The following is a 24,953-nucleotide window of genomic DNA, read 5'->3' as shown; positions in this document are numbered from 1 at the left end:
TTTTACGGATGATAAATTAGTTGGGTTTTATTTATTTAGCTGTGTATGTATCTGAGTTAAAGACATAATGATTTTTTCCATTTGCCTTAACCCTATACATTAACGTATCAGCAATTTTTAGCAGGTCATTATCTGTCACGCCATCATCGGGATACATAGCAATACCAATACTACAACCAATATTAACCTGTTCCACCGACAATTCAAAAGGCTGCTGCATCAGCTTTAATACTTTATCAGCAATATAAGCCGCTTCACTTTTTTTATGCAAACCTGTTAGCAGTAGAACAAATTCATCACCACCAAAACGAACAACCGTATCTGACTGTCGAACACAACTTTTAAGTTTATTAGCCACTTTGACTAACAGTTCATCGCCAACATCATGGCCATGGGTGTCATTTATAGTTTTAAAGCCATCAAGATCGAGAAATAAAACGGCCATTTGCAATTGTTGGCGTTGATGAAAGCTAATAGCTGTATTGATCCGGTCTTTTAGCAATACTCGGTTGGCTAATCCAGTTAATTCATCATGGGTCGCCATATGTTTCATTTTTTCTTCAAGCAATTTACGCGTTTTTATTTCACCATATAAGCGCCTATTCCACATTATTATCGCAATAATAATAATGAGAATAAGTACGCCAATTTGTGCAGATACTCGCATAACAACGTCTTTATTAAACCCTGTTTCTATATTTACTCCAAACCAGCGGTCATAAATCTTCTGTTTTTCATTCTCAGAAATAGTCAATAAGGTTTTGTTTATGATTTGTTGTAATTCAAGCCAATCGGGTCTAATGGCAAAGTGACTAATGTCCCTTTGCAATTCTTCCAACACTGACATATCTAAAACGCTGAGACTTTCTCGTTTCATTAATTCAGAAGCCGACGCTATATTAGAAATAAAACCGTCAACTTTACCTTGCTGAACGGCAAGTAGGCCCGCATTGTGAGTATCAACAAGTTTTAACGATATTAATGGGTGTTCTTTTCTAATAGCATACGATAAATAGTAGCCTTTAATTATGGCTAATCTTTTACCATGAAAACTGTTAAGTGTCAGTTGAGAGCCCAATTGACGTTGGTGTAAAATAACCCAAGCCATACTCCAATAAGGCTGGGTAAATAGTACTTGTTTCTTACGCTCTTGTGTCACAGAAACACTGGCAAGCATATCAATTTCTTGCTCGACTAATCCTTGATATAAGTCACTCCAGCTATCAAAAAATGTAAATTCAAACGCTAAACCAGAGCGATCAGATATCAACTTAAGTACATCGGGGTTGATGCCTGTTACTTGGCCTTTTGCATTAACAAATTCCATTGGCATCAAGTTATTAACCAGTCCAACATTTACTTTTTGATTTTTTTCTAGCCATAATTGTTCAGATTGAGACAAACTCACTTTTTCAGCAGAGCGAACAAAATAACCGTTATTTTTGTCGATAAGCCAATTTCTCTCAAGTCTAATAAGTTGCTCAATAGGGATATTGTTAAAGCCTTCGTTAATCAATTCAACCAATTTATCATTACCTTTTTTTACTAAGGAGTAAACCGGTGTTGGGAAAGTAACATTTTTTAATTGGTAAAATGAAGATTGTAAATTGCTTTGTATTAAACGGGCATTTAGGTATTCTTGAGCACTGACCATAGCATCAACATTGCCTAATTCAGCCTGATGAAGTAGTTCATTAGCTGTCTGGTAAACCTGAACTTTTAGATTAGGGTACCTCTTAGTTAAGGTATTTTCATAAGTAGTCCCCGCTAAAATACCTATTCTTTTACCTTGTAAGTCTTTCAATGAATAAACATTATCAATTCGGGTAGAAACAAACACGCCAGCATCAACACCATAAATTTGCGAAGCGATCTGTAATTTATTATTAAAATTTTCGGCTGAATACCCAATATGTATATCGACATCACCGCCTTGTAACATCGCTAATTCTTGTGATGGAGATTGAGCAATAAATTCAATTTCAATGCCACTTTCTTTCGCCCATAAACGCCATAAATCAATAAATAAACCTTGCGGTTGCCCCGTAGGAGATACCCCCATATAAGGTGGTGCTTGTGTTAGGAAGCTTAATAACAATGTTTTGCTACTTTTCTCTCGTCCTAACCATTTTTTTTCTATTAGCGATTTTTCGGCAAGCGTAATTTTATCAAAACCTTCAACAATAAAGTCTTTTAACAACGTATTTTCTATTGATGTGGCGGCTACATATTCACCTTGATAAAAACTAATTCTTTTGTAAGGTGGGTATTGTTTATTTAATTCAAAATACTCACTAAAAAGTTTAGAAGGTTTTTCAACGTCCGTATAAACCATTATTTCGTTAGCTAATGCCGCTTGATATAAGACATGGCGATTTTCGTATAAACGTAATTTAAGGTGTGGATATTTTTCTAAAATGATTGCGGCATGACTTGACCCGCGAACCAAACCAATAATGTAAGGTGACAATTGGCTAATTTCAGTTAAATTGGTGAAGTCTCTATGGGTATAAAAATAGAAATCGTGATAGAAAAATGACGGTGTAAGCGAGAATTCCTTACTGCGCTTTACTGTTTTAGTCATTCCGCCATGAATGTCAACTTCTCCTGATTGAACCTGTGATAATGTTGATAACCAGTCCGTGGTAATAAATTCAATTTCAACACCTTGTCGCTCTGCCCATAGCTTCCAAAGATCGGGCATTAATCCATCCGCCTGTCCTTTGTCATTGAGGAACATATAAGGATAGCTGGTTTTGTTTATCGCTATTGTGAGTGGCTTTGCTGAGATTTCAAAACGTTCGTTGTTTGCTTGCACTATTACAGCAAAACACATCACCAGTAAGATTAGACAACGAACAAAATAATTGAGTTGCAACAGCAATTCCTTAATGGTTAAAGTGGATGAAATAACAACGATTATAGACCTTATTCGTCATAAGTTGCAGGGTAAATTTTAGCTTTAACTACTAAAAAGTACGCAATACTACCCTATGACAATAAATTTGGGTTAAAATAACGCAAAATTGATATTTAAATACCAAGACAAGTTCAGCCTAATGAAACCATCAGAACCCGATTTAATTTTTTCAAAAAAACAAAGCCAAATTAAAGATTTTACTTTTGACGCACATGTTGTCGAAGTTTTTCCTGATATGATTTCCCGCTCTGTACCTGGTTATAATACCATTATTGATACCATTGGCCGCTTAAGTCAGCGTTTTGTCACTGACAATAGTCATGTGTATGACCTAGGATGCTCACTCGGCGCCGCAACGATAGCCATGCGTAAAGCGATCACCGCAAAAAACTGTAAAATTATAGGTGTTGATAATTCTTCTGCCATGGTTGAGCGCTGTAAAATGCATGTTAGTGCATTCAAAGGTGCTACACCGGTAGAAATTATTGAAGGGAATATTTTAGATATTGAGATTGAAAACGCTTCAATGGTAGTACTTAATTTCACCTTACAGTTTATTGAGCCAGAAATACGCTCGACATTAATAGATAAAATAGCCAAGGGCTTAAAGCCTGGTGGCTTATTGTTATTATCAGAAAAAATATCAGCTGATGATAAGATCTGTAATGAACTACTTGTCGATTTGCATCTCGACTTTAAACGCGCCAACGGTTATAGCGAACTAGAAATAGCCCAAAAACGTACCGCTATTGAAAAAGTTATGCGCATTGATAGCTTACCCGAACATATTGCACGCTTAGAAAATGCTGGTTTCAACCATCAAACGCCTTGGTTCCAATGTTTTAACTTTTTTTCACTCATCGCCATTAAGTAACTTTATTCATGTCATTCAATAAATTTTATCAAGAAATAGCTCAAAACCGCCTTAGCCATTGGTTAAACACTCTTCCTGCGCAACTTAGCCAATGGAAAAAAGAACAATTGCATGGCGAGTTTGCCCAATGGCAAAAAACCTTAACCGCTTTACCAAAGACGACACCATCAGTCGTTAATATCAGTGACGGTGTTACAGTCGGTAAAAAAGAAGATATTACTGAAGGTGAATATAAGCGTTTAGAAAATTTACTGAAAAAATTTAAACCCTGGCGTAAAGGCCCCTACCATATCCATGGTTTGCATATAGACACTGAATGGCGCTCTGATTTTAAATGGGATCGTTTAAAAGAGCATATTAGCCCACTTAACAATAAATACGTGTTAGATATTGGTTGTGGCAGTGGTTATCATTTATGGCGTATGCGCGGTGATGGAGCTAAATTTGTTGTTGGCATAGACCCAACACAATTATTTTTTACACAATTTAATGCTATTCAGCACTTTGTTAATGACCCTAAAGTTAACTTATTGCCGCTAGGCGTAGAACAATTACCTGAGCTCAATGCATTTGATACCGTATTTGCCATGGGTGTTTTATACCATCGGCGTTCTCCCATTGATTTTCTTTACCAATTAAAAGCACAGTTAGTTAAGGGGGGCGAGTTAGTGCTAGAAACCTTAGTGGTTGATGGTGATGAACATACCGTTTTAGTGCCTGGCGAACGTTATGCTAAAATGCGTAATGTCTGGTTTTTACCTAGTTGTGATGCGATGTGTGCATGGCTTTCGCGATGTGGATTTAAAAATATCCGGGTGGTTAATACTGATATTACCGCCCTTGATGAACAGCGAAAAACTGACTGGATAGATACTGAGTCACTGGCTGATTTCCTTGACCCTGACGATAACAGCAAAACAATAGAAGGTTACCCCGCGCCAAAACGCGCTATTTTTATTGCTAATACTTAAGTTGTCGAGATAAGTAGTCTGTTAATTATCTATAGAGTATATTTAGGTAGTGACTGTTATTATTTAAGTATATGATTGTGATAGGTAAAAAATTAACACAATTAAGATAAAAGGGTGTCTATGAACGAACTTTGGTCGCAGCGAAAACTAGCTAGTGTTGCAAAACGTCTAAATGATCACCGTAGCCCTTTTCAGCGTGATCGTGCGCGCATTTTACATTCTGCTGCTTTTCGTCGTTTACAGTCTAAAACCCAAGTGATGGGCAGTGGACAAAGTGATTTCTATCGAACACGTCTTACGCATTCATTAGAGGCAGCGCAAATTGGCTCAGGAATTAGTGCCCAATTAAGAAACAAGCATGCACAATTATCGGCTGAGCTTTTTCCTGATGATGAGAATTTAATTGAATCTATTTGTTTAGCCCACGACATTGGTCACCCTCCATTTGGGCACGGTGGTGAGGTTGCTCTTAATTATATGATGCGTAACCATGGAGGCTTTGAAGGCAACGGGCAAACTTTTCGCATTGTTTCACACTTAGAGCCCTTTAGTGAATTTTATGGGATGAATTTATCTCGCCGAACATTATTAGGCTTAATAAAATATCCGCAACTATTAACCGAGTTAACACAATTACCTTTACCTGTTGCTCCGCACAGCTTTAGACAATTAAAAGCGGCTGACTGGCATCCTGCCAAAGGCTTATATAGTGATGACGCTGAAATGTTTGACTGGGTTTTATCGCCATTATCTGCTGATGATCGCGCTCTTTTTCAATCAATAAAAAACACCAAAAACAAACATAATAAAACAATATTTAAATCACTCGATTGCTCAATTATGGAGCTAGCTGACGACATAGCTTATGGTATTCATGACCTAGAAGACGCAATAGTTACAGGTGTAGTTAGCCAGCAGGATTTTGAACAAGAAGTTATCACTAAACTTAAAGCAATCGATGAACCTTGGTTGCAGGATTATTGTCAACGGTTAACGGCAAAGCTTTTTAATGAACAACACTACATTCAAAAAGAAGCGATTGGCGGCTTAGTCAACTATTTAATTACCGAAATATATTTAGCTGATTTAAATGAAAACTCGACAATAAGCTTTGCTGAGCCCTTATTACGCTACAACGCTAAGCTACCAATTAATGCCGCGAAAGCACTACAGATATTCAAAGACTTTGTCTTCTCATTTGTTATTAAACAAACAAGTATTCAACAACTCGAATATCGTGGGCAACAAATAGTGATGGAGTTATTTGAAGCACTGGCTAATGATCCCGCTCGGTTATTGCCTAAACATACTAAGCAGCGTTGGCTTTATGCAAAAACGCATAACTTGAACGAACATCGAGTAATTGCTGATTATGTCTCAGGGATGACGGATGACTATGCTACTCATCTTTATCAGCGACTGTTCCTGCCCAGTAGTTCATTTCCACTAAGTGAGCGCTAACTCTAAGCAAAAAATGAAGCTAGATATTGACTCGGCTTTATTGTTTACTGTGTGCGCTAAAAATAAAACGGTAGATACTGATAAAAATTAACGTAATAGATAAAGCTTAATTCAACCTTGCTGATAGAGTGAACAAGCAGCAACTGTGGGATCTTTAATCACCACATGCTTATATTTACCTACCTACTTTATTTCAGTGAGCAATTCGCCGCCAAGCTCGATAACATTTGCAACGGCATCGTTAATATCTTTAACTAAAAAATAAGGTAACCATGTCGCAGGCATACTAGCATTCACACCTTTAGCATGACAAATACCACTGACCGCTTCTCCGCTATCAGGACTCTTCATGACATAATCGTTATAATCGCCCATCGCCACGTTTTCAACTTGCCAACCAATAACGCGCTGGTAAAAGTTTTTCACCTCAGTGGCATTGTCTACCGTTAAATCTAACCAAGCCATTTCACCTATTTTGTCACTCATCTTATTTCTCCACTGATTCAGTTATTTTTGGGTTTCTTGGATAATACTTTTCAGGCAAGGTACTGATATGTTCAAAATATCGGGTATCTTTATAGGGTAACTTCATAAAGCCTGAAATCCCCTGACCTTGAATTGTTGGTAATAGCGTAATAATTTCAGCTAAACACTCGGCAAATTCTTGCTTTTTTTCATGGTTAAGTAACATTAAATAGCTATGAATTTTTAAGTGAGTGGGCAAAACTTCAAAAATAATGCATCCGGTATGATGAATTAGATTTAAACGTCCTAATACAGCCATTATTTCATCGGGTAGGTATAGGTATTCATCGGGGTCTTTACCGTCTTCAAAGTATGAATGCAAACGTGTAATATCATCAACCTCAGCAACATCACTGATCTCAAATGAAAACTCCTGTCCCAACTCAGCAATAAAGTCGTGCTCACTACTTTGTCGTTCGACATGCAAAGTATTTCTAGCATTAAATAAACAACTCTTAAACATACCAACGCGGTGAATACCTTGAGCGAGATGCACCATATTATTAACCGCACTTTGAAAAGAAGCATTAAGGTTAGGGTCAAACAAGGTTAAATTAGAATCAATATAAACACCATCGGTCTGCCAACGTATCGCTAAACCACCCACTACAGGAAAATTACCTAGTCGACCAACTGCGGCAATAAATGCTTTTTCGGTATCGCCCATGCCCATCAAAAAGTTTTTATAATATTTTTCTAGTTGCGCATCATCAATCTCGTTTAACTCATCACTCTCGGTAGACTCTCTTAAAAAAGACTTTCTTGAACCATAAACCACAGTATCAAAAATTTTGTCTGTTTTAGATTTTAACCAAACAGGAATAAGTAATTTAGCATCGAAAGCCGTATGCTTTTTTGCCATGACCATGCGTTTTAAATAAGGTAACTGTTTAAAAAAGTAATCACCGGCGCTATTCCGTATTTTTAGATCGTCGCTAAGCATAGCATCAATAATTTTCGCCAGTAACTTTGGTAAACCTAATGAAAGTGGAGAAATAACCTGATGACCATATCGACACGATTGACCTGACGCAATCGCATAAATAGTTGCCGCTAACCCCTGCTCATCGAAGCGGGGCGAGGACATTGCGCCACTTATTTGGTCTTGACCAATAAAGTAAACATCACCTAAACGCGCATTAGTATTTTGCAAATCACTACTCATTAAGTCCATGACACTATTCGCGGTATTTTGCCCAGTAGCATCTAGCTGCGCAACAACAGCAGAACCCCAGTCGACTAAGTAAACCTTGCCCGTTTGTTCATTAAAAACAACATTCGAGGGTTTAATATCCCCATGAACATAGGGTTTCCCTTTGCCGTGTTTTTTAGGGTTGCGTAAATAAAGCAAAATTTCAGCGAGTTGAATCGCGATATTAACGACAAGCTCAGGTGCTAACGGCCCATGCTGTTGAGAATACTTTTCTAAATCAATGCCCGGCGCTCGTTCCATATGCACGATAGATTGGCGCTTAATTTTGTAATATTTAATAACTTTTGGGATGCGGCGATGCGATAACTCACCTTGAATTTCAGCTTCTTCTGCTAGTCTGTCTTGTACGTGTTGCGGTAAATTCATTCGTGAAAATTTGAAAACGAAGGCATTTCCTAAGTCATCATCACCATTAAACACAAACCCATAGGCGCCCTTTCCCAATAAGGCGATATTTTTATAGCCCAGTAAACTTAACTGTTGCTGACATAATTCAACCCAAACTTTTAATTTAGTAGCGTCTTTAGTGTTTAATAAGTAAACCGATTGCTCTTCGGCAATATAAAAATGTTGCAGTTTATTTTCGTGCACGTGATTTCCTAACAATGCTTGCTCTGCTAAAAAGTATATCTTTAAAGTCACTTGATGTTAACTCAAAGCTCCCGCTTAAATTTAAGCGCTTGAAAGATAATTCTATTGAGGTAATATCTTTAAAAAATAATAAAACATGGATAAAAGGATTTATATGAATTTACTAAAAGCACTGATACTTTTGGTCATCGGTGCAGCACTCGGTTATGGCATTTCGTCGACCACAAGAAGTCATCAAGATAATTCGACTTTGCCGGCGGTAATAGCGGTTGAAACACCATCAACCTTAAAAAAGACAGTAGACCTTGAAGAGCAAGCGACACCCCTTGTACAAACTCAACCACAAGTTATCCATCAGAAGCCAACAACCCTTGCTATTACTGACAATGATGAAGTGTTGACTCAGCAATACCTTGACTTAAAAACTGAGCATCAACAATTAAAAGAGAACTATAAAAAATCTAAACGTAAAGTGTCATCATTAAAATATCAATTAAGTGAATTTGATGGCAGTGAAGCAACCGACGAAGAAATGGAAAAACTCGCTCCTGAACCGTTCAATTTGTTCCTGAGTGCCTTTAGAGGTAAAACGAGAAATAACATCTATGATTTTCATCAAAAAGAAGACGATTTAGATTGGGGTTATAATATGCAAAACAATATTTCAGACTTTGTACTAACCCACTATGATGGCATGAACCTAGATTTAATATCAGTTATTTGTAAACAGCCTTATTGCGAAATTCTAGTGACTGAAAAACAAGAAGATGCTTGGAATAATATTGTTAAAGGTTTGTCAGGGCAGCCCTGGTGGAAGTTTTCATCAATGAACTCCTCATCGAATAATGTTTCTATATATATGTTCCTAACCCTATAAGATACTCTTGATAAACGAATTTCTTTATTGGTACTGATAAATAAAAAAAACCTGCATTAGCAGGTTTTTTAATAGTCAAAAGCGTAAAACTAAGACATATGCATCAACATATTGCTTGGCTCTTCTAAGAATGATTTCCACAAGTTACAAAAACGGGCAATTGAACCGCCATCTATAACACGATGATCACCAGACCAACTTACTTGCATAATGTAACGTGCTTCAACTTCACCTTTATCATTAAAACGTGGTAATTTTTGTAATTTACCTAACGCAACAATTGCTGATTCAGGTTTATTGATTATCGGTGTAGCAACCGTGCCGCCAATCGCGCCAATGTTTGAAATGGTAATAGTTCCACCCTTCAAATCTTCTGCCCCAACACGACCTGCACGGGCAGAGTCAGTTAAACGCATGATATCTTTAGCAACGTCAACAATAGATTTGTTTTGTACTTGCTTAACATTAGGGACGAGTAAGCCGACTTTAGAGTCAACTGCCATACCAATATTATGATCGTCAAAATAAGTAATTTCAGTACAATCATCATTAACTTGCGTATTTACAATCGGGAATTCTTTTAATGCTAAAGAAATCGATTTCATGAAAAACGGCATCATAGTTAATTTAATATCTTGTTTCGCATAAGCGTCTTTCATGCCGCTGCGTAACGCCATTAGATTCGTCATGTCAATTTCTTCACAATAAGTAAAGTGAGGAATCGTTGACACTGAACGTACCATAGCCTTTGCCATCGCCGCTTTAATACCGCGAATAGGCTCAATACGTTTACCGCCACTTTGTGCAACAGCAACAACTTGCGCTATATTTTCAGTGCTTATAACTGGCGCTTTAGTGAAAGAAACGACGTCTTCTTTATAAACACGCCCTTTCTTGCCACTGCCTGGTATTTCATGAATATTAACATTTAATTCGCGAGCTACACGGCGTACCGCAGGGCTAGCAACAGCTTTACTGTTAATAATCTTTTTCTCAACAGCTGCTGCAGTAGTTGTTGTTAAAGCCACTTTTTCAACGGCAGAAACCGTTGGTGTTTCAACAGTTTTTGCAGCGACAACTGAAGTCTGATTACCATTAGCCACCAGTTTTTCTATTTCAAATAAAGGCGCATGTACTTTCGCAATTTCACCTTTAGCATAATAAAGCTTAGTCACAGTACCGTTATGCATCGCTGGAATTTGTACTAGCGCTTTGTCTGTCATTACATCAGCAATGGGTTGATCTTCAACAATCACATCACCTTCTTTAACTAACCATTCAACGAGTTCACACTCAACAATACCTTCACCAATATCAGGTAAGATAAAGTCTTCACGTTCAAGTTTTGGCTCACCATGAGTCGAAGCCGCAACTGAATGCTCAGCAACTGGCGAACTAGGCACAGCAACCACTGGGCTTGCTTGCACAGGCGAAGGTGCCTGCTCTTGATCGGTTGTCATTGAAAAAAGTGGCTGATGTACTTTGGCAATATCGCCCTGAGCGTAATAAAGCTTAGTAACAGTACCATTATGCATCGCCGGAATTTGTACCAGCGCTTTATCTGTCATCACATCAGCAATGGGCTGATCTTCAACAATAACGTCGCCTTCTTTAACTAGCCATTCAACTAGCTCACATTCAACGATACCTTCACCAATATCGGGTAGAATAAAATCAATACTCATGACAAAAACCTTAGTAATTTATGCTGTGTTTAATGGCTTCATACACTTTTAAGTGGTCGGCAACATATTCTTTTTCTAGTGATAATGGGTAAGGTGTATCCATACCACAGATGCGTGCAATCGGTGATTCAAGGTGTAAGAAACACTCTTTTTGAATCGTTGCTGCAATTTCACTAGCAAAACCCGCCGTTAATGGCGCTTCTTGGCTAACAACTAAGCGTCCTGTTTTGGTAACAGAATTAACAACAGTTTCAATATCCCATGGTAAAATAGTACGTAAATCTATGATTTCACATGAAATACCATCAGCTGCAGCCATTTCAGCCGCCTTCTCTATTATTTCCATTTGTGCGCCCCACGCTAATAACGTGATGTCACTACCTGGCGTAACTATTTCAGCTTTGCCCAGGGGTAATTGATAGTCTTCTAAAGGCACTTCGCCCACAGAGGCACGATACAAACGCTTAGGTTCAAAAAAGATAACCGGGTTTTTATCACGAATAGACGCTAACAATAAACCTTTTGCTTGGTAAGGGTTACGAGGTACAACAACTTTTAAGCCCGGCGTATGAGCAAAATAAGCTTCTGGTGATTGGCTATGATATAAGCCTCCCGCGATACCGCCACCGTATGGTGTACGTATCGTTAAATTACCCACATCAAATTCATTACCACTGCGGTAGCGAAACTTTGCTGATTCATTAACAATTTGATCGAAAGCAGGGAAAATATAATCAGCAAATTGAATTTCAGCGATAGGCACACTGCCTTGAGCTGCTAGACCATTAGCAAAACCAATAACACCTTGTTCAACTAAAGGTGTGTTAAAACAACGTAATTTACCAAATTTTTCTTGTAAACCACTGGTTGCGCGAAAAACACCACCAAAATGACCAACATCTTCACCAAAACACACGGCGCGTTCATTTTCTGTCATTGCAATTTCAAGTGCGTTATTAATTGCATGTAATAAATTCATTTGTGCCATTATTTAATTCTCCCCGCGGTGAATGGGTAGGCTTCTGGATACTTTTTAATATGTACTTTCAGCTCGGCAAGTTGTGCTTTTAATAGCGTTGGTGGTTCATCATAAACATCAGTGATTAAATCTTCAACGGGTGGCTTATCAATTTTTTCAGCAACTTTTACTGCCGCTAAGACTTCTTCACGTAATTTATCAAACAAGGTTGTTTCTTGTGCTTCATCCCACCACTTATTCGCTAACATCCAATTTTTCATACGAAGAATAGGATCATGTGCTTGCCATTTAGCTTCTTCTTCACGCGTACGATATCCAGAAGGATCATCTGAGGTAGAATGTGCACCTAAACGATAAGACATGGCTTCAATAAGTACTGGCTTGTTTTCTGCTAAAGCATAAGTACGAGCATCTTGTGTCGCTTTTAAAACCGCAAGTATATCGTTGCCGTCGATTCGAATCGTTTTAATTCCGTAACCCACACCACGAGAAGCAATACCATTACCTGCATACTGCTCATCTGCGGGTGTTGAAATTGCGTAGCCGTTATTACGACAGAAAAAGATAACAGGAGCACGATGTACTGCTGCCATATTTAATCCCGCATGGAAGTCGCCTTCTGACGCAGCGCCTTCACCAAAATAACAAATAGTTACCGCGTCAAGCCCTTGTAACTTCTGGCCATATGCATAACCGGTCGCTTGTGGTATTTGAGTAGCCAGTGGCGATGAAATCGTCATGTAGTTTAATTCACGGCTGCCGTAATGAATGGGCATTTGACGACCTTTGCCTAAATCCTTTTCATTACTGAACATTTGATTCATGAAGTTTTCAAGTGAGAAACCACGATACATTAATGCACCTTGCTCTCGGTATTGCGCCATGATCATATCTTGAGGTTTTAAACCGGCAGCACCACCGACACTTGCCGCTTCTTCGCCCAGTGCCGTCATGTAAAAGCTTAAACGACCTTGACGTTGCGATGCGACCATTCTCTCATCGAGTACACGGTGAAACGCTAACGTTTTATAAATTTTTGTTGCTGATTCTTGATCAATTTCAGGAAGCTCAGCACCTTCATATACGGTGCCGTCTTGTTGTAATACTTTGAGGATGGGAATTTCAACTGAATGACCATCAATAAAAGCGGGTTGATGTACCACCGGACTTTCTTTATATACGTCAGTGTTCATAGCCTTCTCTTCTCTTCTTGTCTTATGGAATATGTTCATTGCAGGGTTTGCTATACCCATTATTCTTGATGTAAGTGTACTTAGTTTTAGTACTTTTTGGGTTTTGCGCAATGAGCTGTTGTAAATAATCGAACGTACTTTACCTTTACGTAAACTGAAACACAAGTTGTGTGAGCTAAGTAAAGTTTTGGGCATACGACAATATCATCAATATGCCCATAAAAGTTTACATAAGCATGACCATTATTCGATAGATGTAGGAATAACGGTTAATAATGCTCGTTGCCCAATAGCAACATTAGCATTAGGGAAGATAATTGCTTCACCGACTTTATCTGTTTTGATCTCGTTACCATCATCTATTGCGAGTACGGTACCTTTTGGAAAGTCAGTAAAGTTTTCAACGTTATCAGAAAAATTTAAAGCAAAGTTTTCACCTTGGCGATTAATGGTTTGGTAGATCTCATAAATACTAAAGTCATTTTCATCATAGTCTTTTAGCAACAAGTCTTGTCCTGAAATCAAACGCGTCAGTGTTTCTTTAACTTTAACGAATTTAGCCATGTCATTTTCGCCAAAGGGCATCACTTTGCCTAATTCCACAGTAAAAGCGTCAGCATTAAATTCATTTGATGAAAAGTAACTAAAGGTCGTGGTGGGTGAATGCGAAAGTAAAATAGTACTTACCCCACACGCATGCATAAATTGTAGTTGAGATTTTTTCCAAGCTTTACCATGTCGAAAAGGATAAACCGCAAATTTATCGTTTTTTGAGCCTCTAATGGCAGTATGTAAATCGTAATGACAACGCTCTCTCTCTTTATTACTGGATAAGCTTTGACCTTGCTGAAAAAAATCTCGCACGGTATTTTCAAGTAATAAGGCACGATGGCGTTCTTTATTAATTAAACCCGCCCCCTGTCCCTGATCAGCAGAATGGCCACCAGAGAATAAACGATTCATATTTTCTTCAATAAAACGTTCAGAAATATTAATAGAAGCCGGGTTGCCAAAAATAAACAGTACACGCTCAGTACAGGCAAGCTTTCCTAAAATAAGCTTTTTAATGAGCTCAGCACAAATTTCAATTGGCGCGGTTTCATTACCGTGCACGGCACTAGAGAGCACAATGTCTTTAGTAGATGTTTGTAGTTCAACGGGTTCAAAAGTAATAAGACCGGTATCAAGTACGGTGACGTTTGTTTGGCTGTTACTTGCTTGATGTTTAACTTGAAAGGAAAAACGTCCTGCTAATGACCACTCATTCTCACGAGTTAAGGCGAGAAAGTCACCCGTAGATTGTAACGCTTGCTGTTGTTCTTGTAAGACTACTTGTAATTTATTCAAACCACATTCACTAAGGCAATAAAAATTGCTTATATTGTACAAAGAAATGGAGGTTATTGCTTGGTTTGATCAGAATAAAAGTTAAAGTGACGATAATGAAGAGTGACGATAAGTCAGCGACGTTTAGCAGTGCGAGCATATAGTATGGATTAATTATCTAGGTACTAACCCATATTATTATGTTATTTCAATTTATAGCAGGGTAAAAATTATGATACTTTCATCTTAACTATCAACCTATAAACCGGCTTTAGTAAAAGCAGCACTTACCAGTACTTGGGCTTCGGTTATAATAAGGGCTAAGTGTTTTTGATCGATAAAACTCTCGGCATAAATTTTATAAATGTCTTCGGTCCCTGAGGGACGCGCAGCAAACCAACCATTGTCAGTCGTAACTTTCACACCACCAATAGCGGCATTATTACCAGGCGCGTGTGATAAAACTTGGTTAATTTTTTCACCGGCGAGCATCTTAGTCGTAATGTCGTTGGCGCTTAATGAAGTTAGCACTTGTTTTTGTTCAAAACTTGCAACGGCTTCAACACGTCCATAACAAGGTTCACCTAATTTTTCAGCAAGCTCTTGGTATAATTGATAGGGGTCTTTACCGGTAACAGCAAGAATTTCTGCTGCTAATAACGCCATAATAAAACCGTCTTTATCTGTTGTCCAGCAACTACCATCACGAGATAAAAAAGCAGCACCCGCACTCTCTTCACCACCAAACGCATATGAAGCATCACTGAGGCCATCGACAAACCATTTAAAACCTACCGGCACTTCTGATAAAGGACGGTCAATATACTTAGCAACACGGTCTATAAGTGAACTAGACACTAACGTTTTCCCAATTTTACTGGTTTTAGGCCAATCGCGATGGGTCATCAAATAATATATAGCAACGGCTAAGTAATGATTAGGGTTCATTAACCCGCCCGTGCGAGTGACGATACCGTGGCGGTCAAAATCGGGGTCATTGCCAACAGCAATATCAAACTTGTCTTTTAAAGCAATGAGTCCAGCCATAGCATAAGGAGATGAGCAATCCATACGAATTTTGCCATCTTTATCAAGTGGCATAAAAGCAAAACTGGCATCAACAACAGGGTTGACAACTTCAAGATTTAACTGATATTTCTTTGCGATAACGGGCCAATAATGAATCCCTGAACCACCAAGTGGGTCAACACCAATTTTAACACCGGCTTTCGCAATAGCTTTCATGTCAACCACTTGTTCAAGTTCGTTAACATAAAAAGTAATAAAGTCTTCTTTTGATAATAAAGCGGACGAACAAGCTTGCTGGTAGCTAACTTGTTTGACATTAATAAGCTTTTCGGCAATTAAGTCATTTGCTCGTTGTTCAATTTTTTTAGTTACACCACCTTCAGCAGGCCCGCCATGAGGTGGATTATATTTAATGCCGCCATCTGTTGGTGGATTGTGAGAAGGGGTAATAATTAAACCATCGGCTTGCTTATCTTTATTTATCGATAATTTATTATGAGCAATAATGAGCCTAGAAATAACTGGGGTTGGTGTAAAACCATCATCATCTTGAATAACGACCGGGATGTTATTGGCAATTAACACCGACAGCGCATTCGCAAAAGCGGGCTCTGAAAGGGCATGGGTATCTTTACCTAAAAACAATGGCCCTTTCAATCCTTGTTCAATGCGATGTTCGGCAACTGCTTGGCAAATAGCCAGAATATGTTGCTCATTAAAGCTGGTTTTACTGGCATTACCGCGATGACCTGAGGTACCAAAAGTTACCCTTTGCGCGGTAATAGCAACGTCTGGCCTTAATAAAAAATAATCACTAACTAATTTACCAATATTGATACGGTCTTGTGGTCTAACTGGTTTTCCTGCGTGTGCATGAATAGTCATGATATTCCCTTTATTTTTTATTTAAATGTTATCGTCGACAACTTTATAGCGCTTATAAAAGATCTCTAATATTTTCGGCATCTTCGTTAGTGTAACCTAACATTAGCGATGCTTTCGTTAACATCATCTTTTTACGGGTAGTGTTCGAGTTTGTCATTACCCAAAATGGACTATCAGGTATTTGCAATGGTTTGGTACTGCTACCACTGGCGGAAAGCTCATCTTTGCTTTTGGCAAAATATAGACGGTCTCGCCCACGGATCTCAGAGACAACAGCAAAACTTTCACTGTGCACGCGATATAAAGCGGCAAGAATAAGTAAAAATCGACCAACTGCACCACGTTGCATGGCTAACTCTTCTTTATTGATATAATTGAGTACATTATCAATACTAGGTGGTTCTACCATTACTTCTTCAACTATCACGGCTTCCATTTCGATATTTTCTTCAACGCCAGGCACTAAGTTGTCAGTGGTGACTTCAACATCTTGAACACTTTCGACAAGATCATCAAGCGCATCTTCAGCTAACGTTAAACTCAGTAAGCGACGCAAGATTGACGAAGCACTTTCGCCAATAAATTGGGTATTCGACACTATGTGTTGATAAAGTTCTTCATCTATTTCAATGTTTTTCATTAATTACCCTAGAATTTTATTATTCGCGCAGGATTATACTTAGCTTAAGGAAAACTTTCCAGCGCCAATATCTCGATAAAGCCTCAAAATAATTGCATGGTGCAATAAAAGCTAAGACAATAACGTTAAAGCAAGTATATACATTCGATGAGCTATCAATGACTAAAAATTTACATTATCAACAACAAGGCTCCGGCGCCGATATTATTTTAATACATGGCTTGTTCGGTAGTTTAGAAAATCTCAATATGGTGGCAAAAGGTTTAAAAGATAATTACCGAGTAACTAATATCGATGTGAGAAATCACGGTTTATCTTTTCACAAAAATTCAATGAGCTATCAAGAATTAGCCCAAGACGTTGTCGATCTAATGGCAATGATTAATATTGAACGTGCCCATATCCTTGGACACTCGATGGGCGGTAAAATAGCCATGCAGCTTGCACTAGACCATAGTGAAAAAGTGGATAAACTTATTGTTGCTGATATTGCACCTGTTGCCTATCCACCTCACCACAACCTAATTATTGAAGGTTTACAAAGTATTAAGCTTGAAGACATTAATAATAGAAAAGATGCAGACAAGCAATTGTCTGCATTCGTTGATGACATAGGCGTTAGGCAGTTTTTATTGCGTAATTTAGTGGCCAAAGATGGAAAATTCAATTTCAAATGCAATTTAGATAATATTCAGCAATGTTATCGACAAATAATGGCGGAAAATGAAGGTAAACAAGATTTTAAAGGTGAAACCCTTTTTATCAAAGGTGGTAACTCTGATTATATAACCGCAGCGCATCGTGATATTATCCATGCATTATATCCAAATAGTCGAGCCAAAATAATACAAGGCACGGGGCATTGGTTACATGCAGAGAAAACGACAGTATTTAACAAAATTGTTAATGACTATTTAAGCCTTTAATATCGACTTATAAACGCTTTAAAACGGATGAATCGAATGACCTTTTTAGGTTTGCTACAATTAATTGATTGATTGAAAAAATAGCGTCAAATTGCCTTGTCATTTGTGGTAAAAATTATGTGTTTAAGCGTTAAATTATGCTATAGTACGCGTGAAATTTTTAGGGTGAATTATGTTAGCTGAAAACTTAGAACTTATTGAAACTATTGGTTTGAATTTATTTTTTGCTTTTATCTTTATTTTCATTGGCTTATCAGTCCATGATGTAATGACAAAAAATGATGTTCCCAAAATGGGCCGTATGGTCGTTTATTTGGTTCTATTTTTAGGTTGTGCTGGCTTTATTGCCAAAGGCATTATTCAACTGGTTTGGGAAAGCCAAGGGGTTGGGTAAGAGTTAACAATGGCAAAAGAAGCAAGTGATTTAACCACTATTGATTTGTTTAGTGATGAAAAGCGTCCCGGGCGCCCAAAAACAAATCCTCATTCGCGTAGCGTGCAAGTAAAAATAAACAAGCGCAATCAAGTTAAACGCGATAAAAACAATGGCTTAAAACGAGTTGAGTTTAAAATACATCAAGACTTGTTTGAGCAACTCGACGACTTAGCTAAAGTTAAAGGTGTTAGTCGCGGAGAACTTATTGAGTCGATATTGAAAAATTCAATGACGGCACCAGCATTAAACATTAGTAAATAAGGGTTTTATACCATGGCAATTGTAGGTTTATTTTTCGGTAGTGATACAGGCAATACTGAAGCTGTCAGCAAAACTATTCAAAAAAAGTTAAGCAAAAAATTAGTTGAAGTAAAAGACATCGCAAAAAGTACAAAAGAAGAAATAGCTGAATTTGATTTAATCATTTTAGGTATCCCAACTTGGTATTATGGCGAAAATCAATGTGATTGGGACGACTTCTTACCCGAGCTTGAAGAAGTCGACTTTACCGATAAGTTAGTCGCTATTTTTGGTTTAGGTGATCAAGAGGATTATTCTGAATACTTCTGTGACGCAATGGAACCTTTAAAAGATATTGCCGAGTCAAGAGGCGCAATTATTGTTGGTAACTGGTCAACTGAAGGTTATGAATTTGAAGCATCAAAAGCCTTAGTTGATGAAAAGACGTTTATTGGTTTATGTATTGATGAAGACCGTCAGCCAGAATTAACCGAAGCGAGAATTGACAAGTGGGTTACTCAAATATTTGAAGAAATGTGTTTAGCAGAACTTGCAGACTAATTTATTTCTTATAACTCACTAATCATAAGCCTGTATCGACAGGCTTTTTTTTGTCTTACTTTTACCTAATTAGGTCAATAAAGTAGGTTTATTCTTCTGACGTATATATAAACGCCTATTTAGTTTAGCCACTAGCTCACCATCAATATTTTTGACATAAACATTCACCGTGGGTTGATATTTTTCACCATGACGGGTTTTTTCAATAATCTCATTAATAAAATCATCACTGACGTAAAAATCAGCTGTTACTTCGCCTTTCCCTGGTCTGATAAAATCAATATCAGCTGATTTATCCCAGACATAATATTGATTATCTAAACGCGCTAAAATCATTAACACATAAAAAGGGTCGGTCATTGAGAATAGTGAGCCTCCAAAATGTGTGCCTAAAGCATTTTTATTCCATGCTCTCATTTTTAAACGCACCTTGGCTTGTCTAAAATCACTAGATAGCTCTGTAACTTTGATACCCGTAAATAAAAATGGTGGCCAAATATTTAGCAGTAATTTTAATAACCACGCTTTTCTTAACATCTAAATCTCCTTTGATCCTATAATTACTCGCTAATACAACTCATCGTACCAGTAAGCTATTGGTGTTTATACAAATTTCGAAAATCAAAGCCAATGAATTTACTATTCATTTCAACTAAGGCTTCCCTCAAGCAGAAGAACCCCCTATAATTTTGTTCAAATTACCGAATTAGAGAATTAAAGTTAATGGTAGACCAAAATGAAGAGCTAAAAAGAGCTGGATTAAAAATCACCCTGCCGCGAATCAAAATTCTCACTATTTTGCAAAATCCGAATAATCAGCATATTAGTGCGGAAGATGTTTACAAAATATTATTAGTGCAAAATGAAGAGATTGGCTTGGCTACCGTTTACCGGGTACTTAATCAATTTGACGATGCGGGCATTGTTAGTCGTCATCATTTTGAAGGCGGTAAATCAGTTTTCGAATTAAGTCATAAAAAACATCACGACCATCTTGTTTGCTTAAAATGTGGCAAAGTAGTTGAGTTTGAAGATAACGTCATTGAACAACGCCAAGAAGATATTGCTAAATCACATAAAATAAAGCTAACAAACCATAGTTTATATTTATATGGTGAGTGTGAAGATGAAGAAGCTTGTGATTCATACCGAACATCTAATAGCTAAGTTGTAGTATGAATTTCGCTTGATAAAACCTGCTTTGAGCAGTTTTTTTCTTTACTGAACAACAATATAATTTCGACAATTATCAAGATAAATTGGGTGTGTAAATAATCTTTTTCTAGACAAAGAAAAAGCGACATAAAAGTCGCTTTTTTTCGTTACTAGATATAATACTGCAAATCCATTTACTAATTTTTAAATTTCCTAAATCATACGGAAATTATTTTTGGGTAATATCACTTTACTCAAACTTTATTACTATCCTTAATTAACATCCATTTCAGTACTAACTGTTCATTTAATTCGTTTAAATGACTCCGTATAAGCAGAGGTATTATCTCTGTGTTAAGTATCCCTTCTCAGCTAGTTTTATCCATAAATTTTTATTCATTATAAGCGTAGTAAATTAAGTTAACTTCAGCACTTGTTGTTGCATCCATTCATGTAAATCCATTTACCTTCCATTCCGTTGGAAATGTTAGTGTCCTTGCGGGTAAATCCTTTATCAACTGAATATTAACTTATACCACTTTCCATTTCGTACTTCCTATACGTGTTCAACAAATAGTATTTATCCCTTAAACTTATTTGTAGTGTTATCCGTAACTTGTGTCGTCCTGACAAGACAAATATTAGCATTCATGTGCTTTGTCGCTAGCAAGGTAAACAAAATAAAATTAACGTTACTTTCTCTATTTAACGAATAATGAAAATTTATTAATATTAAACATATAGTTACGAAGTGTTTTTTTTTACACTTACAAATTATTGTATGATCACTGACGTCATTGTGCGAAATGGCTTACACCAGAGGTGTGACTTTGTCGGGAGGTATCAAGATGGTAAGTGGTGGAATATGAAAATATCACTGAAAGTTAAAAGAAAATTGGTTACTCTTGCCAAAGTTTTCAGATCAAACAATATTTTTAGGAGTTTATGTGCTTTTGTTGAAGTCACTATTTTGTTTAACCGGTTCAGATAATCGTCGTCGATTCATCGCTATTCATATAAGTTGTTACTTGTTGTTTACCCTTACTAGCGCCATTTTTTCTTTTAACAACTTATTATCTTTTATGGCCTTGTCTATTTTTGCAGGTATTTTTACTCTTTCAACAAAGCGTCGTCTAAATGATGCCAACCTCAAGATAAGCTGGTTGCTGCCACCTACAGCCAGCTTTTTACTTGCTGGGTTAATTATCATCATCAGTGATAACACCATAAGCTACTGGTTACTTTTACTCCCTTTAGCTATTTCTACCTTCTTAATGACCTACAAAAGCCAAAAAATTAATCATATTCTTGGTTACGCTGGTCATATCGATTTAACGGGCTATATAAAAAAAGGAAGTTTTCAACCTCAAAAACGTATAGAACCGACATTTAATCAGCACGAAGTAAAAGATTCATTGGCATGCTCCTATCAAGAGACCCCTGATAGATTGGCTCAACATGACAACAAAGCTAAAGACTCGCCTATTTCACCTGCTAATGATATCGGTGAAGCGATCAGGCTGAAGCTACTTAACAATAAACAGAAGGTATTAGCGTTAACAGTACTGATATTAATCATCATAACGGCAATAATTCTGCCATCGAGTATTACCTCAGTTGATGATGACGTTATAGCAGCAAACACTAATGAAACAACAGCAATAGAGCAATCAAAATTATCCCTGAGACACGAAGTTACACTACCTGATAACTTTTCTTTATTCGTATCATCTTTTGATGGTATTACTATAAAATGGCAGGGTGACAAATCTATTAGTGGTTTTTTATGGCAACAAATGATTGCACAAGGTGATAAAAGCTGTCAGGTTATCTCTTATGATAGTGGTGAAGTGATTAGAACATTGGACGTTAATCAAGAAAATAATGGTGACTATTTAGCGCGGTTTTCACCACTAGATACTAAAGTGATAATCAAGAATATTGCCATTAGAAGCAGCTTTACCTTGTGTGGTTATACCTTTTCTCTAAACGGTAGCCAAGCCATTTTAGGTAAGCACCCATATTATTCAACATTTCTTAAGAATTAAATCCCTATATTTCAAGCAAAAAAATACGGCTCTAAGAGCCGTATTTCCTGAACTAGCTTATATGCATCCTGCATATTATATGTGTCTCGCTTCATCCATAAAGAACTGTCCGTAGTGTTTCCTAATAATCCTTTGCTTTCCATTCATCTTCCGTGATTGCAACTCGTCCTAAGTCACATCAATAGTGATATTTCATCCTTGGGCTTATTCCGTCAGCCGTTATTCCTTTAACCTAAATCCATTTAGTTCATTCGATGACTCCTGTCATCTGGCTTGTTCCGTCAGCCGTTATTCCTTTAACCTAAATCCATTTAGTTCATTCGATGACTCCTGTCATCTGGCTTGTTCCATCAGCCGTTATTCCTTTAACCTAAATCCGTTTAATTCCTTCGATGACTCCTGTCATCGGGCCTATTCCTTCAAGCGTCCTTTTTAGAGTACCCTACTCTATCGGTCTTCCTGACCTGCATCTTCCTGATGTGGTAAATATTACGTTAATTAAGATTTATTCGTACCCATAATAATATTTTATATTTAACGATATAAAAATGTAACAAGCATACAGATAAACAAAAACCAATATAATCAACAACTAAAGCATATAACACGTCTTTATTTTTACATCTACTTACTCAATATCTTACATTAACGTAAGATATGTCTTACAAATATTTAATCAAAAATGCAATTGTCTGCAATAAGTTACGTGGTTCGTCACAAATAATGAGAAATGCGTCACACGATTAGGAAATTTAACATTCAAGTTATACCTGATAAAAATTTTGTAACTCGTCAACGATCCAGCAAGGTCAGCAAAGATACGAAAGCGGACGTTAACATCAATGGATTCCCGAGCTGTTATTAGTGTTCATTAGACGTTAGCTACCTTCATCTTGATAGTCAACAAAAGCCACCACAGCGGTCATTCATCATCAAACAGTCAATGCTAACTGAGGGCATCAGCAAAATAAAAAAAAAGATACTTTTTCTAATGGTTAAGTTATCTATCAATGGGGCTAAGAGTCACTGAAGAATGCTGAAAAATTACATGAATATAGATTTGATTAGTCTTCAAATCTATATTCATGTAATTGGCCAAGTAATCCTTGTACCGTTCTAATATCAGCTCCATTTAACAGTAACTGAGTCGCAAAATTGTGTCTGAAAGTATGTGCTGTGACATGCTTTCTAATATCAGTTTTCACAACGGCAGATCTCAGAGCTTTGGTTAATGAGGTCCAATGTAAGTGATGACGACAAAAATAGCCGTCCATTGGATGCTTACACCTCACGGTTGAGGGAAATAAATATTGCCATTTAAACTGAGTAATTGCTTTTGAGTATTTGCGTGATAATCCTGAAGGCAAACTCGTTTTACCTTCTCCTTCAGCTAAATCTTTACTATGCAAGTCTTCGACTTTATCTATTTGGGCCTTAAGTGGCTCTATGAGTATTTTAGGCAATAAGGTCATTCTGTTTTTAGCCCCTTTCCACCTAAAAACGTAAATTGAATTACCGTCAAAATCGATATCTTTGATATGCAATCTCAATAGTTCTGCTTTTCTTAATCCACCCATATAACAAGCTGAAAATAAGGTGGTACAGAGGCTTTAATTCTTTGATAATAGCAGTAGCCTCTTGGTTTGATAATACCATTGGCATCCTAGTACGCGCTCTAGCCCTAACCTTATCAGATAAGAGGGTTAGTTCTCTTTTAAATACATGCTTGTACATGAAAACAATTGAGCATAACGCTAAGTTTTGGGTTGAAGACGTTACTTGCCCATCAACAGCTAAGTAATTGAGATAATTACTTACTTTTTGCTCTCCCATATCTTTGGCGTGTCGCTTTTGGTTAAAAAGAATGAAGCGTTTAATCTAAAGAAAATACGCTTTTTCAGTTTGGATACTGTAATGTTTTGTACGAAGGATATGACGGATACTTTCAATAAAATGCGATGTAGACATTATTACCAACCTATAACTGTGCTTATACACAGTTATAGGTTTCAATTAAATAAAGATCAAATATTTTATCAAATGGATATTACTGAGAAGTCTCAGTAAATGACCAAAACCCTGATATACCGGTAAAATTTCAAGTTATCTTACTGAATAGAAACGCTTTTTTTTTTGTGTGTTGGTAGGATATTACTGAGACTTCTCAGTAATATCCGAACACAATAAGTTTTAGTTAAATTAATCTTTCTAATTTATTGAAATTGTGAAACATTAAGTGATAATTAATAAAAATTATGGAACGGACATTACTGAGAAGTATCCATAATAAGCTGTTATATTCCCTTGGAGAATGAGTGCATTATCTTCTTTTCTTTATCACAATTTTATCATTCAGTAGCATTGCGTCTGAAAGTCACACTGCCATTAAAGGGGGCTGTGAAGAAAGTGTGAGTGCAA

Annotated in this window: 22 protein-coding genes; 10 read left to right on the top strand and 12 right to left on the bottom strand. The window is 37.1% G+C overall.

The genetic code is table 11. The features are described 5' to 3' along the window. Positions 1-31 precede the first annotated feature (31 nt). Entirely contained in the window at positions 32-2,878 is a 2,847-nt protein-coding gene (locus H4J67_RS12985; protein ID WP_182203975.1) for a transporter substrate-binding domain-containing protein, read from the bottom strand. A gap of 181 nt (positions 2,879-3,059) precedes the next feature. On the opposite strand from H4J67_RS12985, the gene cmoA reads away from it, so the two are divergent. The 3 genes from cmoA (at position 3,060) to H4J67_RS12970 (ending at position 6,226) form a co-directional block, all read left to right on the top strand. Next, positions 3,060-3,794: a carboxy-S-adenosyl-L-methionine synthase CmoA gene (gene cmoA, locus H4J67_RS12980; protein WP_182171727.1), complete on the top strand. Its 735-nt coding sequence runs from the start codon at positions 3,060-3,062 to the stop codon at positions 3,792-3,794. Positions 3,795-3,802: 8 nt separating this feature from the next. After that, on the top strand, positions 3,803-4,765 hold the full coding sequence (gene cmoB / locus H4J67_RS12975; RefSeq protein WP_070376289.1) for a tRNA 5-methoxyuridine(34)/uridine 5-oxyacetic acid(34) synthase CmoB: 963 nt from the start codon (positions 3,803-3,805) through the stop codon (positions 4,763-4,765). Between the two features lie 120 nt (positions 4,766-4,885). Then, positions 4,886-6,226, top strand: a complete 1,341-nt coding sequence (locus H4J67_RS12970) for an anti-phage deoxyguanosine triphosphatase (protein WP_182171730.1) — start codon at positions 4,886-4,888, stop codon at positions 6,224-6,226. A 183-nt stretch (positions 6,227-6,409) separates the two neighbouring features. Here the strand turns inward: H4J67_RS12970 and H4J67_RS12965 are convergent, their stop codons facing one another. Both H4J67_RS12965 and H4J67_RS12960 read right to left on the bottom strand, forming a co-directional pair. Beyond that, positions 6,410-6,712 carry a VOC family protein gene (locus tag H4J67_RS12965; RefSeq protein ID WP_182171733.1) on the bottom strand — a complete coding sequence of 101 codons (303 nt, stop codon included), beginning with the start codon at positions 6,710-6,712 and terminating at the stop codon, positions 6,410-6,412. A gap of 1 nt (position 6,713) precedes the next feature. After that, the gene (locus tag H4J67_RS12960) at positions 6,714-8,555 is read right to left on the bottom strand and encodes a protein kinase domain-containing protein (protein WP_182203973.1); all 1,842 of its coding nucleotides are present in this window, start codon (positions 8,553-8,555) and stop codon (positions 6,714-6,716) included. Between the two features lie 154 nt (positions 8,556-8,709). On the opposite strand from H4J67_RS12960, the gene H4J67_RS12955 reads away from it, so the two are divergent. Beyond that, complete coding sequence (locus H4J67_RS12955; protein ID WP_182171739.1) at positions 8,710-9,432, top strand: hypothetical protein; 723 nt, start codon at positions 8,710-8,712, stop codon at positions 9,430-9,432. Between the two features lie 89 nt (positions 9,433-9,521). On the opposite strand, the gene H4J67_RS12950 is transcribed toward H4J67_RS12955, so the two are convergent. The 6 genes from H4J67_RS12950 to seqA all read right to left on the bottom strand — a co-directional run bounded on the left by H4J67_RS12950 (position 9,522) and on the right by seqA (position 17,169). Next, positions 9,522-11,117 carry a dihydrolipoyllysine-residue acetyltransferase gene (locus tag H4J67_RS12950; RefSeq protein ID WP_182171742.1) on the bottom strand — a complete coding sequence of 532 codons (1,596 nt, stop codon included), beginning with the start codon at positions 11,115-11,117 and terminating at the stop codon, positions 9,522-9,524. 10 nt (positions 11,118-11,127) lie between these two features. Further along, positions 11,128-12,105 (bottom strand): alpha-ketoacid dehydrogenase subunit beta, encoded by a 978-nt coding sequence (locus tag H4J67_RS12945; RefSeq protein WP_070376283.1) that lies wholly within the window; start codon positions 12,103-12,105, stop codon positions 11,128-11,130. Beyond that, positions 12,105-13,289, bottom strand: coding sequence for a thiamine pyrophosphate-dependent dehydrogenase E1 component subunit alpha (locus H4J67_RS12940; RefSeq protein WP_146798941.1), 1,185 nt, complete (start codon positions 13,287-13,289; stop codon positions 12,105-12,107). Before H4J67_RS12940 ends, H4J67_RS12945 begins: the two co-directional genes overlap by 1 nt. Positions 13,290-13,532: 243 nt before the next feature. Then, positions 13,533-14,636 (bottom strand): succinylglutamate desuccinylase, encoded by a 1,104-nt coding sequence (gene astE / locus H4J67_RS12935; protein ID WP_182171745.1) that lies wholly within the window; start codon positions 14,634-14,636, stop codon positions 13,533-13,535. A gap of 237 nt (positions 14,637-14,873) precedes the next feature. Next, the gene (gene pgm / locus H4J67_RS12930) at positions 14,874-16,529 is read right to left on the bottom strand and encodes a phosphoglucomutase (alpha-D-glucose-1,6-bisphosphate-dependent) (RefSeq protein ID WP_070376280.1); all 1,656 of its coding nucleotides are present in this window, start codon (positions 16,527-16,529) and stop codon (positions 14,874-14,876) included. Positions 16,530-16,581: 52 nt separating this feature from the next. Further along, on the bottom strand, positions 16,582-17,169 hold the full coding sequence (seqA, locus tag H4J67_RS12925; protein WP_182171748.1) for a replication initiation negative regulator SeqA: 588 nt from the start codon (positions 17,167-17,169) through the stop codon (positions 16,582-16,584). A gap of 158 nt (positions 17,170-17,327) precedes the next feature. Between seqA and H4J67_RS12920 the strand changes: the two genes are divergently transcribed. The 4 genes from H4J67_RS12920 (at position 17,328) to fldA (ending at position 19,332) form a co-directional block, all read left to right on the top strand. After that, complete coding sequence (locus tag H4J67_RS12920; RefSeq protein WP_182203971.1) at positions 17,328-18,095, top strand: alpha/beta fold hydrolase; 768 nt, start codon at positions 17,328-17,330, stop codon at positions 18,093-18,095. Positions 18,096-18,267: 172 nt separating this feature from the next. After that, positions 18,268-18,489 (top strand): DUF2788 domain-containing protein, encoded by a 222-nt coding sequence (locus H4J67_RS12915; RefSeq protein ID WP_070376277.1) that lies wholly within the window; start codon positions 18,268-18,270, stop codon positions 18,487-18,489. 9 nt (positions 18,490-18,498) lie between these two features. Next, on the top strand, positions 18,499-18,792 hold the full coding sequence (gene ybfE / locus H4J67_RS12910) for a LexA regulated protein (RefSeq protein WP_070376276.1): 294 nt from the start codon (positions 18,499-18,501) through the stop codon (positions 18,790-18,792). A 12-nt stretch (positions 18,793-18,804) separates the two neighbouring features. Further along, complete coding sequence (gene fldA, locus H4J67_RS12905) at positions 18,805-19,332, top strand: flavodoxin FldA (protein ID WP_182171754.1); 528 nt, start codon at positions 18,805-18,807, stop codon at positions 19,330-19,332. 69 nt (positions 19,333-19,401) lie between these two features. On the opposite strand, the gene H4J67_RS12900 is transcribed toward fldA, so the two are convergent. Continuing rightward, complete coding sequence (locus H4J67_RS12900) at positions 19,402-19,869, bottom strand: DUF4442 domain-containing protein (protein WP_182171757.1); 468 nt, start codon at positions 19,867-19,869, stop codon at positions 19,402-19,404. A gap of 186 nt (positions 19,870-20,055) precedes the next feature. Here H4J67_RS12900 and fur point away from each other — a divergent pair, with 186 nt between their 5' ends. Both fur and H4J67_RS12890 read left to right on the top strand, forming a co-directional pair. After that, on the top strand, positions 20,056-20,499 hold the full coding sequence (gene fur, locus H4J67_RS12895; RefSeq protein WP_182171760.1) for a ferric iron uptake transcriptional regulator: 444 nt from the start codon (positions 20,056-20,058) through the stop codon (positions 20,497-20,499). Positions 20,500-21,440: 941 nt separating this feature from the next. Continuing rightward, on the top strand, positions 21,441-22,535 hold the full coding sequence (locus H4J67_RS12890; protein ID WP_182171763.1) for a hypothetical protein: 1,095 nt from the start codon (positions 21,441-21,443) through the stop codon (positions 22,533-22,535). 1,064 nt (positions 22,536-23,599) lie between these two features. Here the strand turns inward: H4J67_RS12890 and H4J67_RS21260 are convergent. Beyond that, a complete protein-coding gene (locus H4J67_RS21260) occupies positions 23,600-24,085 on the bottom strand; it encodes a tyrosine-type recombinase/integrase (protein WP_259368599.1) in 486 nt (161 codons plus the stop codon). Further along, positions 24,054-24,368, bottom strand: a complete 315-nt coding sequence (locus H4J67_RS21255) for a phage integrase N-terminal SAM-like domain-containing protein (protein ID WP_259368598.1) — start codon at positions 24,366-24,368, stop codon at positions 24,054-24,056. Before H4J67_RS21255 ends, H4J67_RS21260 begins: the two co-directional genes overlap by 32 nt. Positions 24,369-24,953: the final 585 nt, after the last annotated feature.

This window comes from Colwellia sp. BRX10-4 (genome assembly GCF_014077465.1).
GTDB lineage: Bacteria > Pseudomonadota > Gammaproteobacteria > Enterobacterales > Alteromonadaceae > Colwellia_A.
The sequence above is the reverse complement of the archived record's forward strand: the minus strand, read 5'-3'. Positions and strand labels throughout refer to the sequence as shown.